1 protein-coding gene is annotated in these 1,441 nt (G+C 40.7%); it reads right to left on the bottom strand.

Going from position 1 to position 1,441, the window contains the following annotated elements; translation table 11 throughout:
• Window positions 1-247: 247 nt before the first annotated feature.
• Window positions 248-1,147 carry a hypothetical protein gene (locus NZ519_13885; GenBank protein ID MCS7029844.1) on the bottom strand — a complete coding sequence of 300 codons (900 nt, stop codon included), beginning with the start codon at window positions 1,145-1,147 and terminating at the stop codon, window positions 248-250.
• Window positions 1,148-1,441 lie beyond the last annotated feature (294 nt).

The following is a 1,441-nucleotide window of genomic DNA, read 5'->3' as shown; positions in this document are numbered from 1 at the left end:
GAGAAATGAATTTTTTAGAGATCCCTTGCGTGAGGCATGCGGAGGGCGTGCGTTAGCACGGTGCGAAGCGCAGCGAAGCACCGAAGCGATAGCGTAGCCCGTAGCACGCCGACCCTGCACGCATGAACGAAGTGAAACGCTGTGCAGGGACACGCCCATGATAAATCTGCATGAATTCTGGTATATCTTTGTGTCAAAAATAGTATTCTAACAGTCAGTTATTTGTTAGGCTGTACTCAAATCAGAATTACAAAAGTTTGTGCTTTTTCATAAAGGCTTTATCAATACTTAAATTTTGCTGTATCTGCTGTAACGTTATGCCATTGTTTAACATGAACTGTATCAGTTTGACTTTTTCCTGTTCCATGTATTCTGAGCGGTGTTTTTCCTGCTTTAATTCCTGTTCCAATTTTTGTTTCCGCTCTTCTGTCAGTTTAAAGATCTCTGCAATGCTGTCCTCTATGTTCATGCTTCTCCGTATATTCTCTGATGACGCCGCTTCTGATAACCGCTGTATTACTTCCCTGTACTTTACGGGATAATCTTCTTCATTGATGGTGATTTCCTGTAAGAACTCGGTTTCATCAAACAGAGATAAAATCAACTCTAATTCATTTCTCCGCACTTTCTTTAACATAGGTATCTGTACAATAACGGAGTCATGCGTAATCAAATCAATAAATTCATCTTCTACATCAATCTCCTCTTTAGTAATGACATCAATAATTTTTCTGCGTAAGTGCAGAATGGGACACGTAGGCGTTTCCTCCACATCATAACTTACAAAATGTATCATGATAAAAGGCAGTAATTCAAATTCACTTTTTTCAGTTCTTGCAATTTTTTTCCTCATCCCCTGATTTTTGACGGGACGGGGTCTTAACGGCAGTATTTCCTTAGGGGACTTGGATTTCTGCACTTTTGCCAGCATGGTTTTTTCTCTACCTTTTGCAGTTTTTATTTTGACCTCAAAGTCCATACGAAAGACCATTACAGTCATAATATCAAAAATATGTTCCTGCGGTCTGATTACTATTTCTATAATTTCTTCCTGCATTAAATCGGACAGGAGGAGTTTGGCAACGTTGGTATCCTCCATCAGATACTTGAATACTACATTATAGGCAGGATTGGCAATTGTTATCATACTACAAAAATAGTAAAAATGTGTGTTGGGAAAGTTAAATATATTTGTTTGTGAATAGCGAGTTTATTTTTGGTACAGAACTGCGTTTTCAATAAGAGCGTATAGAGTGAGGCATGCGGAGGGTGCATCAGCAGTGCGAAGCCCCCACTCATATTAAGTCTATTTTATTTTTACAAAAATGAAACTGTCATTTTTTGGGCGTGTCCCTGCGCTGCGCTTGGGTCGGCGTGCTACGGGCTACGCTTTCGCTTCGGTGCTTCGCTGCGCTCCGCACTGGGCTAACGCCCACCCTCC

It is taken from the genome of Bacteroidia bacterium, from assembly GCA_025056095.1.
GTDB lineage: Bacteria > Bacteroidota > Bacteroidia > JANWVE01 > JANWVE01 > JANWVE01.
The sequence above is the reverse complement of the archived record's forward strand: the minus strand, read 5'-3'. Positions and strand labels throughout refer to the sequence as shown.

Excerpts from the sequence above, each read along its gene's own strand:
- NZ519_13885 (MCS7029844.1), bottom strand. The coding sequence starts at position 1,147 with ATGATAACAATTGCCAATCCTGCCTATAATGTAGTATTCAAGTATCTG.